At 45.6% G+C, this 16,292-nt stretch carries 14 protein-coding genes; all 14 read right to left on the reverse strand.

All coding sequences use genetic code 11. From position 1 onward, the window contains the following. Positions 1 to 87 precede the first annotated feature (87 nt). From ftsA to mraZ, 14 genes are read right to left on the reverse strand one after another with little or no spacing between them, the layout of a single operon-like run. Positions 88 to 1,314, reverse strand: coding sequence for a cell division protein FtsA (gene ftsA, locus KFK88_RS07955; protein WP_223578395.1), 1,227 nt, complete (start codon positions 1,312 to 1,314; stop codon positions 88 to 90). 4 nt (positions 1,315 to 1,318) lie between these two features. After that, positions 1,319 to 2,104, reverse strand: coding sequence for a cell division protein FtsQ/DivIB (locus KFK88_RS07960; RefSeq protein WP_223578397.1), 786 nt, complete (start codon positions 2,102 to 2,104; stop codon positions 1,319 to 1,321). Between the two features lie 5 nt (positions 2,105 to 2,109). Next, positions 2,110 to 3,126 (reverse strand): D-alanine--D-alanine ligase, encoded by a 1,017-nt coding sequence (locus KFK88_RS07965; RefSeq protein ID WP_223578399.1) that lies wholly within the window; start codon positions 3,124 to 3,126, stop codon positions 2,110 to 2,112. Further along, positions 3,123 to 4,577, reverse strand: a complete 1,455-nt coding sequence (gene murC, locus KFK88_RS07970) for a UDP-N-acetylmuramate--L-alanine ligase (RefSeq protein WP_223578402.1) — start codon at positions 4,575 to 4,577, stop codon at positions 3,123 to 3,125. The genes KFK88_RS07965 and murC overlap by 4 nt, the downstream gene beginning before the upstream one ends. Beyond that, on the reverse strand, positions 4,564 to 5,754 hold the full coding sequence (murG, locus tag KFK88_RS07975) for an undecaprenyldiphospho-muramoylpentapeptide beta-N-acetylglucosaminyltransferase (RefSeq protein WP_223578404.1): 1,191 nt from the start codon (positions 5,752 to 5,754) through the stop codon (positions 4,564 to 4,566). The genes murC and murG overlap by 14 nt, the downstream gene beginning before the upstream one ends. Beyond that, a complete protein-coding gene (gene ftsW / locus KFK88_RS07980) occupies positions 5,747 to 6,973 on the reverse strand; it encodes a putative lipid II flippase FtsW (protein ID WP_223578406.1) in 1,227 nt (408 codons plus the stop codon). Before ftsW ends, murG begins: the two co-directional genes overlap by 8 nt. After that, on the reverse strand, positions 6,970 to 8,295 hold the full coding sequence (gene murD / locus KFK88_RS07985) for a UDP-N-acetylmuramoyl-L-alanine--D-glutamate ligase (RefSeq protein WP_223578408.1): 1,326 nt from the start codon (positions 8,293 to 8,295) through the stop codon (positions 6,970 to 6,972). Before murD ends, ftsW begins: the two co-directional genes overlap by 4 nt. A 15-nt stretch (positions 8,296 to 8,310) precedes the next feature. Then, on the reverse strand, positions 8,311 to 9,390 hold the full coding sequence (gene mraY / locus KFK88_RS07990) for a phospho-N-acetylmuramoyl-pentapeptide-transferase (protein WP_223578410.1): 1,080 nt from the start codon (positions 9,388 to 9,390) through the stop codon (positions 8,311 to 8,313). 2 nt (positions 9,391 to 9,392) lie between these two features. Then, positions 9,393 to 10,790, reverse strand: a complete 1,398-nt coding sequence (locus KFK88_RS07995; RefSeq protein ID WP_223578413.1) for a UDP-N-acetylmuramoyl-tripeptide--D-alanyl-D-alanine ligase — start codon at positions 10,788 to 10,790, stop codon at positions 9,393 to 9,395. Further along, complete coding sequence (locus tag KFK88_RS08000) at positions 10,787 to 12,346, reverse strand: UDP-N-acetylmuramoyl-L-alanyl-D-glutamate--2,6-diaminopimelate ligase (protein ID WP_223578414.1); 1,560 nt, start codon at positions 12,344 to 12,346, stop codon at positions 10,787 to 10,789. Before KFK88_RS08000 ends, KFK88_RS07995 begins: the two co-directional genes overlap by 4 nt. Beyond that, on the reverse strand, positions 12,339 to 14,105 hold the full coding sequence (locus KFK88_RS08005; RefSeq protein WP_223578416.1) for a peptidoglycan D,D-transpeptidase FtsI family protein: 1,767 nt from the start codon (positions 14,103 to 14,105) through the stop codon (positions 12,339 to 12,341). Before KFK88_RS08005 ends, KFK88_RS08000 begins: the two co-directional genes overlap by 8 nt. Positions 14,106 to 14,144: 39 nt before the next feature. Beyond that, positions 14,145 to 14,492 (reverse strand): cell division protein FtsL, encoded by a 348-nt coding sequence (gene ftsL / locus KFK88_RS08010; protein WP_223578418.1) that lies wholly within the window; start codon positions 14,490 to 14,492, stop codon positions 14,145 to 14,147. After that, positions 14,489 to 15,433, reverse strand: coding sequence for a 16S rRNA (cytosine(1402)-N(4))-methyltransferase RsmH (gene rsmH, locus KFK88_RS08015; protein WP_223578420.1), 945 nt, complete (start codon positions 15,431 to 15,433; stop codon positions 14,489 to 14,491). Before rsmH ends, ftsL begins: the two co-directional genes overlap by 4 nt. 2 nt (positions 15,434 to 15,435) lie before the next feature. Next, positions 15,436 to 15,891, reverse strand: coding sequence for a division/cell wall cluster transcriptional repressor MraZ (gene mraZ / locus KFK88_RS08020; RefSeq protein ID WP_223578422.1), 456 nt, complete (start codon positions 15,889 to 15,891; stop codon positions 15,436 to 15,438). Between the last annotated feature and the right edge of the window lie 401 nt (positions 15,892 to 16,292).

Genomic DNA, 16,292 nt, shown 5'->3' on the forward strand with positions numbered 1-16,292 from the left:
GCCAATTTTTCACTTAAGCCTTGTACACAATATTTAAAGCACATAAGTGACTTCTCCACTTTAATCACTAGCTGAAAAAGCTAATCATTAAAATCCACTAAACCAGCTTTTCATGCGCTCCCAGAGCCCATTAAAACCAGTCACATTTCGTTCACGGTGATGGCCTACGTCTTGTTTACCGTAAATTAATAGACCAACGCCCGTGGCATAAATTGGATTGCGCACAACATCCACTAAACCTTTAATGTGCTGTGGCATCCCTTGACGAACTGGCATGTGGAACACTTCCTCCGCCAACTCCATCAAACCTTCCATCTTCGAGCCGCCACCAGTGATGACCATGCCCGAAGCAATTAAATTCTCAAATCCGCTACGACGAATTTCTGCGTGAACCAACTCAAACAGTTCGCTGTAACGTGGCTCAACGACTTCCGCCAAAATCTGACGCGAGACACGACGCGGTTGACGTTCACCAACACCGGGTACCTCGATTGTTTCATCCAAATTCGTCAACTGCCTTAACGCACAGGCATACTTCACTTTGATATCTTCTGCATGCTGTGTCGGTGTTCTCAGCGCTACTGCTATATCGTTCGTTACTTGATCACCGGCAATTGGAATCACTGCGGTATGACGAATCGCGCCACCCGTGAAAATTGCGATATCCGTCGTTCCGCCGCCGATATCAATCAAACAAACGCCTAACTCTTTTTCGTCTTCAGTCAATACCGAATAACTCGAAGCCAACTGCTCCAAAATCACGTCTTCTGTTTCCAAACCACAGCGAGCCACACACTTAGTGATGTTCTGCGCGGCACTGACTGCACCAGTGACCATGTGAACTTTCGCTTCAAGGCGCACACCGGACATGCCAATCGGTTCACGAATACCTTCTTGGTTGTCGATTACAAACTCTTGTGGCAGTACGTGCATAATTTTTTGGTCCGCTGGAATCGCTACAGCCTTCGCTGCATCGATAACCCGATCCACATCACTTTGTGCGACTTCGTTATCTTTAATCGCCACAATACCGTGCGAGTTCAAACTCTTAATGTGGCTACCTGCAATACCGGTATACACTGAGTGGATCTGACAGCCCGCCATTAATTCTGCTTCTTCAACGGCACGTTGGATTGACGCAACTGTCGACTCAATATTAACCACCACACCTTTTTTCATACCGCGTGATGGGTGTGAGCCTATGCCGATAATATCGACCGTGTCATCAGCACCAACTTCTCCAACAATGGCCACCACTTTGGATGTACCAATATCAAGCCCCACAATTAATCGTTTATCTGTTGATTTAGACATAGTCTTATCTGCTGCCTCCGTCACTCACGACTGACGTTTCGTTTTCTAACCATTGCGCCGCCATACCATTCTGGTATCGCAGATCAACGTATGCCAAAGTGGCTTCTTTTTGTTGTTTTACACTATCGATATACTGCATAAATCTCTCAATCCGCTCTTCCACATGCACATTCCCTAGCCGTACCTCTAAGCCATCCGTTAGGACCAAACTAATCGCGCCACGTTGGCTTAACTCCATTCTGTCGATAATCATGTTCTTCTCTAAAAGTTGCTGCTGATACAGTTGTAGCAACTCCGTTAAATCTTTCGCTAAAGCATCTGGACCACTTAACTTAACCCAGTCACCCTGTGGCTGCGTTACTGGATAAAACACTTCGCCTTCCATCGAAACGATGCCTTTGTCGCCCCAATAAGCCATGGGCTGATGCTCAACGACAGAAACCTGCAATGTCTCAGGCCATACCTTTCGTAACTGCACTGATTTTATCCAAGGCAGTTCGACTAAACGCTCCTCAACTTGCTGCATATCCATGGTGAAGAAACCGCGATCATCGATACTCCGTAGCACTTCATAGACGCCAACAGCATGTGTAAATTTATGTTTCTTCAACTCAACTTTATTGATTGGAAACACATTGTCAGTGTTAACGCTAAACACCCAGATCCCACCAAATACAAGAGCTATGGCAACTAAAGCACCCGCAAACAAACCAGCAGCCCATTTCAAAGGTTTTTTAAGACCTTCAAAAGTGTGCTCCTTTTTGTCGCCACGTGTTGCCATCTTTGCCATAACAATTAACCCTTTTCTTGCGTCTGAATGGCATCTCTAAACAAACCATCCTGTTGCTCAAAACTAGTGTCTAAAACCTTTAACACTAACTGTTCAAAGCTGATGCCTTTAACTTTAGCCGCCTTTGGTACTAGCGATGTTTGCGTCATCCCAGGTACCGTATTTACTTCTAGCAATAGCCATTTATTGGTTTTGCTATCATGCATAAAATCCACACGCCCCCAACCATAACAGCCAAGTGACTTAAACGCCTTTTCACTTAATTCTGCTAGCTCTGATTCTTCCTCTTGCGTCAATCCACTCGGGCAGTGATACTCTGTAGTGTTACTTTTGTACTTAGCCGTAAAATCGTAAAACGCATGAGGTGTTTTCACTCGAATACTCGGCAACGCTTTACCATCTAAAATGGATACTGTGTATTCTTCACCATAGATCCACTGCTCTAGCATAATTTCAGTATCAAACTGCTGCGCATCTGCCACAGCTTGCTGCAGTTGTGCGGCATTATCTGCCCGAGCCATACCAACACTAGAGCCTTCATGGATTGGTTTCACCATCACACAACCATTTAGCTCATCTAATAGTGCTTGTGCTTCACTCTCGGACAGTTCACCCGTTGTTACCATTAAGTGCTTCGCCACTGGTAGGCCCTGAGCACTCCATAACAGCTTGGTTCTCAACTTATCCATGGCGATTGCAGACGCCATCACCCCACAACCTGTGTATGGGATCTGGTGCAGCTCAAGGAAACCTTGAATAACGCCATCCTCACCGCCACGCCCATGTAGTGCATTCCATACCCGATCAAAGCCTTGCTCGGTTAAAGCACTCAAACCATCTACTTTTGGATCCACTTTGTATGCATCCACGCCAGCTTTCACTAACGCCTGATATACGGTCTCACCTGAAATCAGTGAGATCTCTCGCTCAGCCGAAAAACCACCATAAGCCACAGCAACTTTACCGTAGTCTGCTGGCAAGCGACTTGCTTGCGATGTGTGGTCAATTGAACTCAAGCTCATTCATCTTCCTTTTTCATCAAGCGCTCAAAATCTAAGCCCACTTGGACCCATGACGGCGCTAACGAACCAACATTACCTGCACCTTGGGTCACTAACACATCACCGTCTTCTAGAATGTGGTGTAATGCCTCGGGTAACTCTGCTATCGACTCTACAAATATCGGTTCAATTTTTCCGCGCTGACGAATACTACGACATAAAGAACGACTGTCCGCACCGGGTACAGCCTCTTCTCCTGCCGAGTACACTTCTAGCATTAACAGTTCATCTACCTCTGATAGCACCGAACAGAAATCTTCGTATAAGTCACGTGTTCGTGAATATCGGTGGGGTTGATACACCATCACCAAGCGGCGCTCAGGCCAACTTTTTCGCAATGCTTTAATCGTCGCACCAACTTCACTTGGGTGATGGCCATAGTCATCTATCAAAGTGACCGTCTTACCATTCACAGTAAAATCACCGTACATCTGGAAGCGTCGGCCAATTCCTTCAAATTCACTTAATGCTTTTTGTATGGCCTTATCACTAACGCCATCATCTGTTGCTACAGCGATCGCTGCCAAAGCGTTCTGTACGTTATGCATCCCAGGAAGGTTCAACTCGATATCCAGTTGACCGACACAGTCTCTACGCACTACTTTAAAATAGCTTTTTGTCCCTTTTTGTTCGAAATCGATGGCACGAACATCAGCTTTTTTACTGAAACCATATGTGATCGTTGGGCGAGATAATTGAGGTATTAGCTCTTGTACCGTCTCATCGTCTACACACATTACAGCTAAACCGTAAAACGGTAAGTTATGTAAAAACTCAATAAAATTACTTTCCAAGTTTTTAAAATCACCGCCATAAGTATCCATATGATCAGCTTCTATATTGGTCACTACCGATACCATGGGCTGTAGATGTAAAAACGATGCATCACTTTCATCAGCTTCTGCGATGAAGTAACGGCTTTTCCCTAGTTTAGCGTTAGAGCCAGCACTATTGAGCAGGCCACCGATAACAAAAGTTGGATCATAACCACCTTCAGCATAAATACTGGCCAGCAAACTGGTCGTCGTTGTTTTACCGTGCGTACCGGCCACCGCAATCCCATGCCTAAAGCGCATTAACTCAGCCAACATTTCAGCTCGGCGAACAATCGGAACACGTCGCTCTTTTGCTGCTTCTATTTCAGGGTTATGCTTTGGTATTGCTGTAGAACAAACCACGACATCAACGTCTAAAATATTGTTACTACGATGACCCAGGAAAATTTCTGCCCCTAGGCTTTTTAATCGTTCAGTGACATGACTTTGACGCAAATCTGATCCACTCACGGCATAACCTAAGTTCAATAACACTTCAGCGATGCCACTCATCCCCGCACCACCGATACCAATAAAGTGGATACGCTTGATGCGGCGCATTTCAGGAATCGTTTGTAGTAAATTATCGTTGCTCATTAGCACTCTCCGCAGCGTTATCTTTTACCGCGCCTGATCGCGCATCACTGCTACTTTCTGTATCGCTCATAATCTCAAACTGACCTACCGCTGCTCGTTTGCAATACTCAGCCACTTGTGTCGTCGCTTTTGGTTTTGCCAAACTTTTAGCGACTGTGGCCATGTCTATTATTCGTTGTTTGTCATTCGCCAAAGCCGTAATTTGATGGGCCAAACGCTGCTCATCCAAATCATGTTGCTGGATAATCAGCGCTCCACCTTGATTCGCCAAATAACGGGCGTTATGTGTTTGATGGTCATCAACGGCATGAGGATATGGAATAAATATCGCCGCACAGCCTGCCATAGCAATCTCAGCAACGGTTAGCGCACCGGCACGGCAAATAACTAAGTCTGCCCATTCGTATGCCGCAGCCATGTCATCAATAAATTCCGTCACATCATGTTCAACTAGAGTGTTTGTCAACTCTTTATATCGAGCAGCAACATCTCCAAGGTTCCCCCTTCCGCATTGGTGACGGACGTTCACTCTTAAACCACCATTGATGATGTTCAACATCGCTGGTACCTTTTGGTTCAAGACTAAAGCACCACGGCTTCCACCAACCACTAATAAATTAATACTTCCTTCTTCTGTATTGATACGCTCTTTCGCTGAAGGTAACGCCATGAGATCTGTTCTCACAGGGTTTCCTACGGTAGCAATCTTCTTAGCTTCAACAAATGCTCCTGGGTATGCCTGCAAGGTGATATTGCTAAAACGGTTGAGCTGTTGGTTTGTCATTCCGGCAATGGCATTTTGTTCGTGCAACACCAGTGGCACGCCACTAAGCTTCGCCGCTAAGCCGCCCGGTCCACTGGCAAAGCCTCCCATGCCAAGCGCTACATCAGGCTTGATTTTCTTGATGGCTTTTCTCGCCAACATCACACTTTTAAACAGCTGAAATGGAGCTTTAATTAATGAAGCTAGACCTTTATTGCGCACGCCCTTAACCGGCAACAATGTCATGTTAATACCATGCTTTGGCACTAACTCTTCTTCCATGCCCCCTTCTGAACCAAGCCAGTGCAATGTCCAACCTTGCTGTTGTAACTCTTTACCTACAGCTAACGCAGGGAAAATATGGCCACCAGTACCACCCGCCATCAATAGGATCGTTTTATTCGATTTATTCATCACGACCTCCTCGGCTTTTGCCGCGGTATGACTGCTTCGCTGACACATATTCATGCTCTTTTCGGCGAACTTCAAAATCTACTCGTAGTAAAACTGCAATAGCAACACAGCTGACAATGAGTGAGTTACCACCATAACTAATAAACGGCAGAGTTAGGCCTTTAGTTGGCAACGAGCCACTAGCGACGCCTATGTTAATTAACGCTTGTAAACTCAACCAAAACCCAAACCCGTACGACATGTAAGCCGCAAAATAATGTTCCATCTTGAGTGCGCGGCGACCAATACTTAAACTTTTCATAAAAATGATCGCGAATAAGGTAATCACTAACGCAACCCCAATAAAGCCAAACTCTTCAGCAAATACTGCGAATACAAAGTCGGTGTGCGCTTCGGGTAAGTACGATAATTTCTGAACACTGTTACCTAACCCAGCGCCAAACCAGTCACCACGACCAAAAGCAATTAATGATTGCACTAGCTGATACCCACTTCCAAACTGATCCGCCCAAGGGTCTAGAAAGCTGGTCAGTCGCTTCATTCGATAGGGCTCCTGCCAAGCAACTAAGCCCATAACGATGCCAACGAACGCTGTCAGCGTAATAAACTGCCACAAACGTGCGCCTGCTAAGAACATCATGGCTAATGCAGTCGCAACAATCACTGCCGAAGTTCCAAAGTCAGGCTGCAGTAATAAGAAGGCAACCACTAACCCCAGTACAATCAATGGTTTAATAAAACCTCGAATTTGTGTTTGTAATTCATCGCTGCGGCGGACTAAGTAACCCGCTAAATAAATTACGATAAAAAACTTCATCAGCTCAGCTGGCTGTAGGGTTAATGGCCCAACGCCAATCCAACGTTTACTGCCGTTGACTTCCCGACCAACAAATAGCACCGCGACCAGTAACAACACGCCAAGCACCAAAAACTTAGGGCCGTTTTCTTGCCAGAAGCGCGTATCTAGCTGCAAAGCAAACACTGCCGCAGCTAAGGCTATGCATAAGTAAATGCAGTGACGAACGAGGAAGTGGAATTCATTCCCGTTCATATGGTCTTCGGCATAAGGCATCGAGCTTGAAGCCACCATGACCACACCAATCGCTAGTAGTGCTATAACAGGGCCTAACAACCAAGGGTCCAATCGAGTACGTGGATCGGACAACTTTAACTGCTCGACGAAGTCGTTTAAGCGAAGGACTTGTGTAATGCTACTCATAGCGCCCCCACTAACTGTTCAAATTGTTCACCACGCTCAATATAATTTTTGAACATGTCCCAACTGGCGCACGCTGGTGACAACAGTACACAGTCGCCTTTTTTAGCCGAAACCACTGCCTGTTCTACAGCTTGCTGTAAATTGTTGACAGTGATGGATTTTTCCTGCGCTAGCCCAGCGATCTCTGCTCCATCTTTGCCGAAACAAATGACGGTTTTGACATGGTCTCTGATGCTTTGCTGTAAACTTGTAAGGTCTGCACCTTTTGCATCTCCACCCGCAATCAAGATGATTCTCTGCCCGAACTCCGGTGCGAAGCTATTAATGGCTGCTACCGTAGCTCCTACATTCGTAGCTTTGGAATCGTTGATGTAAGTGACGCCACTTTTAACAGCCACTAACTGGCTACGGTGCGGCATGCCACTGTAGCGCTTAGCACAATCAATTACCGCCTCATCAACAATAACGCCTGCTGCTTCTAACAAGGCAAAAGAGGCTGCGACGTTCAGCGCATTGTGCGCACCTTGTAGCGTCAATTCGTTTAACTTAAGAACCGTGCGTTCTGCTCGCTTTAAGGTTCCCCCGGGAATATCCACCTGCCAATCGCTATTCGCAGAAAAACCGAACGATAAGCGTTTTGCTTGCGTCGAGCGAGGTTGAGTTAATTCATCTTCTGAATTCTCAATAATGGTCTCTGCGTTATCGAAAATACGTTGCTTTGCCTCGACATAGGCTTTGTAGTCAGCGTAACGATCAAGGTGGTCTTCACTTAGATTTAAAATGGTTGCTGCGGCTGGTTTCAACGAATACGTTGTTTCTAGCTGGAAGCTTGATAACTCCAACACCACCACAGCATCATCGCTTGCGTTAGATAACAAATCCAATGCAGGAAGCCCGATATTACCGCCTACCAAGGCTTTTAACCCCGAAGCCTCCAACAGCTTCCCAACCAGTTCCGTCACGGTGCTTTTACCGTTGGAGCCAGTGATGGCGATAACCGGTAAACGGTTGGCTTGTGCAAACAACTCAATGTCACCAGCAATTTCAACGCCATAATCATGCGCTTTAGCAATATCCGGCTGGGTTACGGCAATACCAGGGCTAACGACTAATTGGTCATAACCCAACATTTGCTCACCGTTCCAAGGAATCAATGCTTTGCTATCGATTTGTGCAAGCTTGTCAGCACCTGGCGCTTGCTCTCTGGTATCCATTACTTTAAACGGTTGATTATTCGCAGATAAATAACGCGCAACCGAAAGCCCGGTCTGTCCCAGACCGAGAATCAAGCGATTTTTCTGTTCAATTGCGTGCGTTTGCATCAACGTTTCTTACCTTTAGCGTATTTTCAAGGTCGCTAGACCAATCAGTACCAATATCAGTGAAATAATCCAGAAGCGCACAATCACGCGCGGCTCTGGCCATCCTTTTAATTCATAGTGATGGTGCAATGGCGCCATCTTAAAAATTCTTTTGCCGGTTAACTTGTAGGATCCGACCTGCAATATCACGGACACGGTTTCAATGACAAACACACCGCCCATGATGAATAGCACTAACTCTTGACGGACCAATACGGCGATTGTGCCGAGAGCAGCTCCAAGCCCTAATGCGCCGACATCACCCATAAAGACTTGCGCTGGGTAAGTGTTAAACCATAAGAAGCCGAGTCCCGCGCCGACAATTGCGGCACAAAAAATCACAAGCTCTCCGACGCCTTGGATATAAGGAATAGCTAAGTACTCGGAAAACACTTGGTTACCCGTTAAGTAAGCAAAAATACCTAAACCACCAGCGACTAATACTGTTGGTAGGATTGCTAAACCATCTAAGCCGTCCGTCAAGTTCACAGCATTGCTGGTTCCCACAATCACGAAATAGGTCATGAAGATGAACATCAATCCAAGCTGTGGCATCACGTCTTTAACAAACGGAATCAGTAGCTGCGTTTCTTGTGGACTAGCGGTATAAAACAAATAAATCGCGATGCCCGCGCCAATCAACGACTGCCACAAATATTTCCAGCGCGCGATCAAACCTTTTGGATCTTTGCGTACCAGCTTGATGTAATCATCTGCAAGTCCAATTAAACCGAAACCAACAATTGCAATCAGACACACCCACAAATAACGGTTATCAAGCTCACCCCACAACAAGCAAGCAAGTACGATTGCTACAATAATCAAAGCGCCACCCATGGTTGGAGTGCCGGCTTTACTCAAGTGTGTTTGAGGGCCGTCGTCGCGTACCGTTTGCCCAATCTGGTAACTGCTCAAGCGACGGATCATTGGAGGTCCCACTATCAACGAAATACCCAATGCAGTTAACACGCTCAATATCGAACGGAACGTTAAATATTGGAAAACGTTAAAGCCTGAGTAATACTGCGATAGATATTCTGCCAACCAGGTTAGCATGGTTAACCTCCCCTTTTTTCTGTTTGTTGTGGCTCTTGTAACGCCTGTACTACTTGCTCCATGCGAGCACTGCGCGAGCCTTTTATTAAAATAACTTGCGTTGAATCTAGCTGTCCCCGAACAGCATCAATTAACGCGTTATTATCAATGAAAAATTCTGCACCGTCCCCAAAAGCCTTTACGGTATGAGCAACCTCCGTGCCGAAAGCGAATAATTTTTTTACGCCTTTCTGCTTAGCGTAATCGCCAATTTCTTTATGATAACGAGCACTTTCTGTGCCCAGTTCACCCATGTCCCCAAATGCAAAAATAGGTTCACCTTGTTTACTCACAAGTACATCAATTGCCGCTTTTACCGAGCCAACGCTGGCGTTGTAGGTATCATCAATGATGAGACACCCCTGCAATCCCGCGATAAGGTTCAATCGGCCTTTTACAGAACCAGCTTGTTCTAAACCACGCTTGATCGTGTCTAATTCAACGTCAAACTGGCTACAAATTGCGGCTGCCACCAATGCGTTAGAAACATTATGCAAACCCGCTAATTGCAACGTTACTGTGACTGAGTCTTTCCCCGTCAAATGTCGTTTAATCAAATCAAATGTCACCAAACCTTCGGAGTTTAAGTGCACATTATTGGCGCTAAAGTGGGCATCATTATGGCGAGAGACTGTAACTTTATGACAGTCAATAAACTCTTCTAGCCATTGCGAAGCAAACTCACAATCAAGGTTGATAATCGCCGTACCGCTTTCACCAAGCGATTGATATATTTCAGATTTTGCCTCTGCAACACCTTCAATTGAACCAAAGCCTTCTAAGTGAGCTGGTTCAACGTTATTAATGACACTAACGTTCGGTTTGGCAAGGCTAGCGCAATACGCTATTTCACCTTTATGGTTTGCCCCCATTTCAATAACCGCATATTCATGTTCTTTGTTGAGATCTAATAAAGTCAGCGGCACACCAATATGGTTATTAAAGTTCCCTTTTGTGGCTAAAACGCTTTCTTTAGAACCTGTGTCTACCAAACGCAGTATTGAAGCAACGAGCTCTTTGACCGTCGTCTTGCCCGCGCTTCCAGTAATACCCACAACCTTTGGGTTTACTTCTTGGCGCACAAACCGAGCCAACTGCCCTAATGCTTTTTCCGTATCTTCTACAATTATTTGCGGCAGCTCACTATCCACTTTACGGCTAACCATGAGCGCTATTGCACCCTGGTTTTCAGCAGTATTAATAAATTCATGTGCATCAAATCGCTCGCCGACTAAGGCCACAAATAATGCGTCCGTACAGTCCGCTCGGCTGTCTGTCATGACTTTTTCTACAGTTAAGTCCTTGCCATGCAATTTACCAACACAGAAATCTGCTATTGCAGAAAGTTTCAATGGAATCATGACTGCACCTCCATTAAAGTTTTAACGGAATCTAAGTCGCTGTAATCAATCTTTTCAGTACCAATAACTTGGTAATCTTCATGCCCTTTACCTGCAACCAAGATCATGTCTTCTGTACTGGCGTTTTCTAATGCATATTTAATGGCTTCAAATCGACTGCTGATGTAAGGCACGTCTTTATTTTTCATCCCCTGACGAATCATATCGACAATTGCTTCACGCTTTTCTGTCCGAGGGTTATCATCGGTAATAATGACTTCATCGGCGTTAGCCTCAACCACTTGTCCCATGATGGATCGTTTTGAATTATCACGATCACCGCCACAACCAAAGATGCCCCACACTTTGCCTTTTTCGCAGTGAGCTTTTAGCGCTGATAATGCTTTCTCTAAGGCGTCTGGCGTATGAGCATAGTCCACTACAACGGTTGGTTTGCCAGCAGCACTGAACTGCTGCATACGACCTGGAACCGGGTTGGCTGAATTCAACGCAATAATCCATTTGTGGCTATCGCCTAACATCACGCCTAACGCACCAGCGACCGCCATCAAATTTGATAAGTTAAACTGCCCCAGAAGGCGAGAATGTAACTTTGCACTACCCCAAGGCGTATGCAGGTCCGCTTTTAAACCATTTAAACTGAGCTCCGCATTATCTGCGGTAATCCAATGTTCAGTTGGCAGCTCATGGTGTTCGGCAGAGTCCTTACTGAACTGGCTATAAGCTATTTTCTGACACTTGATCTTATTGTCTTTTAATAAACGGCGGCCGTACTCATCATCCGCATTAATCACGACCGCTTTCAAATCTTTGTTTAAGAACAGCTGACGTTTCGCTTGGAAGTACGACTCCATATCGCCGTGGTAGTCCAAATGATCGACCGACAAATTGGTAAACAAGGCAACGGTAAACTCAACACCATTCACACGACCTTGCAGCAAACCATGGGACGAAACTTCCATGGTCATATAATGATTCTTGTGCTGTAAATACTCCGCGCAGATACGCTGTAACGACACTGCATCAGGCGTGGTATTTGTTGTCGCTTGTAAGTTTGTTGGGTTACCGTTACCAATCGTGCTTAGCATTAAGGTTGGATAATTCAAGAACTCCAGTGCTTGAGCTAATAAGTAGCAGCAACTTGTTTTACCATTAGTACCAGTAATTCCTGTTACTGACATTTTACGCGTTGGATTACCGTAAAAACGCGCAGCAATATCTCCGCTCGCCTGAGCTAAGTTTTCGATGGCTATTAGCGGCACGCCTGAAAACTCTGCGACATCACTTTTAACAGTCGCAAATTTTTCCAGATCTTCTTTTTCAACAACCAGAGCACTTGCACCAGCATCAACAGCTTGCTGTAAGTACTGGCGACCATCAGATTGATGTCCTGGGTACGCAATAAACATCACGCCCTCGGAAACAGCTCGACTGTCTAAACTGACGCCAGACACATCCAGCGAAGCAAATTCGCCTAACTGCTCTTTGTTAAAGTGCTTTTTCAGTACTTTTGACAAAGCCTTTGGTTTAAAGCTTGTACCTTGGAAGCTAGTCATTACCCGCCCCCTTTTGTGTTATTCCGCCGGTAGCTGTAGCAACCGCTGGGCGATCAAGCTCACCGTCAGGGGCCACGTTCAGTAAGTGCAATGCGGTATCTGCTACTTTAGAAAAGACTGGCGCAGAAACCGTACCGCCGTAATAACTATCACCAGCGGGTTCATCAACCATAACCACAATGGCAAACTTTGGATCAGTAGCGGGTACTAAACCTGCAAAGTAAGTCACATACTCATCGCCATAGCCGCCACGAATCGCTTTCCGCGAAGTACCAGTTTTACCTGCAACACGGTAACCATCGACTCGAGCACGCGTACCAGTACCACCTTTTTGCGTTACTTGCTCCATCATCTTCACGACCTGCGAGGCAATTTCAGGTTGAATCACACGCTCCCCCTCAATTTCCTCATGCTCAGGACGCTTTAATAAAGTTGGGATTCTTTTGATACCACCCGCACCCAGAATTGAGTATGCTTGCGCAAGCTGCATCGGCGTTACCATAAAGCCATAACCATAAGACCAAGTTGCTTTCTCATGTCGTGACCAATTTGGGCGAGGTGATAACCGACCTTCTGCTTCGCCTTGAATACCCAGTCCAGTGTTCACGCCAAAACCAACGGCATATAGCGTGCTTAAAAATTCTTCATCGGTTAGTTCGAGTGCGATTTTAGACACACCCATGTTGCTCGACTTTTTAATAATTCCATCAAGATCTAGCACGCCGTAATTACGAGTATCTCTTACCCACGCGTAATCCAAATACATACGCCCTGGTGACGTATCGATTTCAGTGTCTAGTCCAAACTTCCCACTGCTCAATCCACTAATCACTGTTAGCGGTTTGACTGTTGAGCCTGGTTCAAACATGTCAGTTATAGAGCGATTACGTGTTAGCTCTGGCAAGCGGCTATCTGAACGATTCGGGTTAAACGACGGTTGGCTAGCCATCGCTAACACTTCGCCCGTATCAACATCCATCACGACAACCGAGCCACCTTTCGCTCCATTGGACAAGACCGCTTTCTTTAATTCTTTGTAGGCAGCCGCTTGAATACGCGAGTCGATGCTTAGTTGTAAATCATTGCCTTGCTCAGCTTTGGCAAGAACGCCGCGCTCTTCAACCACGCGTCGATACAGATCAACCACGACTTTTTCTTTGCCTGGTTTACCTGTTAAGAAACTGTCGAATGCTTTTTCTACACCTTCCAAACCTTTGTCATCAACACCGGTAAAACCGACCACATGCGCAGCAACTTCCGCACTTGGATAATAACGGCGATATTCGGTTTTAAAATTTACACCCTTAATATCAAGGCGTTTAATGTAGAGCGATACGTTAGGGTCTACCTGACGCTCTAGCCATACAAACTGGCGCTCTGAGCGATTCATAACCCACTGATTTAATTCATTTTCATTTCGCTTTAGCGCTGCAGCAAAGGCTTTCCACTGCTCACTTTGTAATACTTTTGGCGTTTGCAATAAGGTTTTTACATCCAGCCATACCGACTCGGTTGGTACCGAACGCGCTAACTCAACACCGTTTCGATCGAGAATTAATCCCCGATGGCTTGAAATACCTTTGACCCTTACTGAGCGAGAGTCTCCTGCTTTAGCAAGGTCATCAGCGCTGACTACTTGTAAGTAAGCCGCTCGGCCCATCAACGCAACGAAACCGCACAATAGCACTACGATCATGACGTAAAAACGCCATGTACACAGTGGTACTGTTTTAACTTTGCGGTTTCTAACCTTCTTCATTCTCTATACTGGTCCTAAGCCTATTTACTTAACCGTCAACTACTCTTTGTCTCTAAGAGCAGGTTTCATGATGATTTCGTCATCATTGTTTGTATGTTTCATTTGTAACTTTTCTTGCGCCAACTGCTCGATTCTGCTGTGGTCAGCTAAGGCGCTCTGCTCCAGCCGTAACTTTTGCCATTGCAAATCCAGCGCTGTTTGCTCGTCCTGCAGCTTCTTTAACTCAATCGTTGCCTGACGAAGCTGGTGTGTTTGGTACGCCACGACTACTGCCGATACTACAACCACTACACCTAGAGCAATCACTCCAAAGCGTCTTGCGAATGCTGCCATCAAACTATAAAAAGGCCATAAGCTATTGGTTTCTTTAACCTTTTTCTTGCTCAAGAGAGTTTCTCCGCAACACGCATAACCGCGCTACGCGCGCGGTTATTTCGTTCTAACTCTTTATCACCTGCTTTGGTGAATTTACCCACCTTCTTCATTCGTCGGTTAATCATGTCTTCCGTAACCGGCAAGCCAGGTGGAAAATCCTGGCCTTTTTCCTGTTTCTGTATAAACCGTTTGACCATTCGATCTTCCAGCGAATGGAAACTGATGGCGACCATCCGGCCACCGACTTTCAAGCACTCTAAAGATTGCTCTAAAGTTTTTTGTAAATCATCCAGCTCACTGTTGACGGCAATGCGAATTGCCTGAAAACAGCGAGTTGCTGGGTGCTTATGCTTTTCCCAACGCGGATGCGCCTCTTTTATAATGGCCGCTAACTCTAAGGTGCGGTTAATTGAGGCTTTTTGTCGCTTCTCAATGATCGCTCTCGCGATTCGTTTGGCATAACGCTCTTCACCATAGGTTTTGAACGCCCACACCATATCTTCTTCTTTAGTTTCAGCAATCCACTCTTCAGCCGTTTGGCCGCGCGTGGTGTCCATGCGCATATCCAAAGGCCCGTCTTGCATAAAACTAAAGCCGCGTTCCGCCTGATCTAACTGTGGTGACGACACGCCTAAATCCATTAAGATGCCATCGATTTCACCGACCAACTGCTTTTCGCTAACCTTTTGTTCTAAAAGGGAAAAGCTCTCGTGGATGATTTCAAATCTTGCATCTTCTCGCTCTAATGCTTTACCTTCTTTTATCGCCTGAGGATCTTTATCAAACGCCAACAAACGACCGTTTTCAGACAGCACTGACAGTACCGCTCGACTATGGCCGCCACGGCCAAAGGTGCAGTCAATGTAAATACCGTCAGGGTTGATCACCAGAGCCTCCACTGCCTCATCGAGTAGAACCGAATCGTGTGCAGTCTTTTCATGACTAGAGTTCATGATTAAAACGCCAGGTCCGGTAAATTCTCTGTATCTAATGGACCCTCGCCCAACGCAGCCACATCATCTTCGATCTTCTTGTGCCAGTTGGTTTCATTCCAAATCTGGAACGTTTTACCTTGGCCCGCTAATAACACTTCTTTTTCAAGATGTGCATATTCACGAAGAACTGGAGGTAGTAAAATACGGCCGTTACCGTCGATCTCATGCTCAGAGGCATGGCCGAGTAACATGCGCTTAATACGTCGTTGGTTAGGGTCAGTATTGGAAAAAGTGTCTAAAGTGGTTTCGAGTTGTTCCCATTGGGGAAGCGGGAAAAGCAGTAAACACGGGTCAAACAGGTCAATGGTCACCACGATTTGATTTGCACAAGCATCATGAAAACGCGAACGGTACTTCGCCGGAATGGCGATACGACCTTTCGCGTCCATATTGATTGCTGTTGCGCCTCTAAACATTGGCTTCTCTTAACCCCGATTAACTCGACTGTTGCATCATTAAGGGCAGTTTTAGAAAGAAGCTTGAAAGAGGATTGCTAGGAGAGAGATTAAGCAAGGCTCTTTCAAGGGTCTTTTTCAAAGCTCGCCATCACTAATGATGGTTTGTTACAACGCACAGTAAATCGATTTGATCGTCACTGATCCTTTACGATCCACTTTGCGACACTTTTCTCCACTTCTCTACACTATATGAAGTTTGGGTGATTTTTGCAAGGCAAATCTGCATGCAAAATGTGAAAAATGTCCTTATTTGACAAACACTTAGCGAAAGTTAGTTGGCACTAACAAACAGGCAAAAATAAAAGCGAGACTTTTCATCAAATTAGCGTTATAAGTTAGAAACTACTTTAAGTTAGAAG

The sequence above is a fragment of the Kangiella taiwanensis genome, from assembly GCF_020005165.1.
GTDB classification, from domain to species: Bacteria; Pseudomonadota; Gammaproteobacteria; order Enterobacterales; family Kangiellaceae; genus Kangiella; species Kangiella taiwanensis.